The following is a 501-nucleotide window of genomic DNA, read 5'->3' as shown; positions in this document are numbered from 1 at the left end:
TCAGTCTCCCTTCGCTGCCTTGAACAACGCGGCCCGCGGATCCTCACCCGCCGTCGCGTCCCGGTAGGACTCCAGGGAGTCCTTCGCCTTGTCGTCCAAATTCTTGGGCACCGCGACCTCCACTGTCACCAGTAGGTCGCCGCGGGTTCCGTCCTTGCGGACAGCCCCCTTGCCCCGGGCCCGCATGGTGCGTCCGGACGGCGTACCCGCCGGGACCTTGAGGGTGACGGGTGGACCGCCGAGCGTGGGGACCTTCACTTCACCACCGAGTGCGGCCTCGGGGAAGGTGACCGGCACGGTGACCGTGAGATTGTCGCCCTTGCGCCCGAAGACCGGGTGCTTGTCGACGTGCACGACCACGTACAGATCACCGTTGGGTCCGCCCCGCTCGCCCGGGGCGCCCTTGCCGCGCAGCCGGATGCGCTGCCCGTCGGTGACGCCCGCGGGGATGCGGACCTGCATCGTGCGCGAACTGGTCGCCCGTCCGGAGCCCTTGCAGAC

General features: G+C 70.1%; 1 protein-coding gene. It reads right to left on the bottom strand.

Annotation, left to right across the window (positions count from 1 at the left end):
• Positions 1 to 501, bottom strand: a 501-nt coding sequence (locus tag ACFXIV_RS47940; protein WP_379421542.1) for a DnaJ C-terminal domain-containing protein, incomplete at its 5' end; no start/stop codon positions are given.

The sequence above is a fragment of the Nocardia sp. NPDC059236 genome, assembly GCF_042754085.1.
GTDB lineage: Bacteria > Actinomycetota > Actinomycetes > Mycobacteriales > Mycobacteriaceae > Nocardia.
The sequence above is the reverse complement of the archived record's forward strand: the minus strand, read 5'-3'. Positions and strand labels throughout refer to the sequence as shown.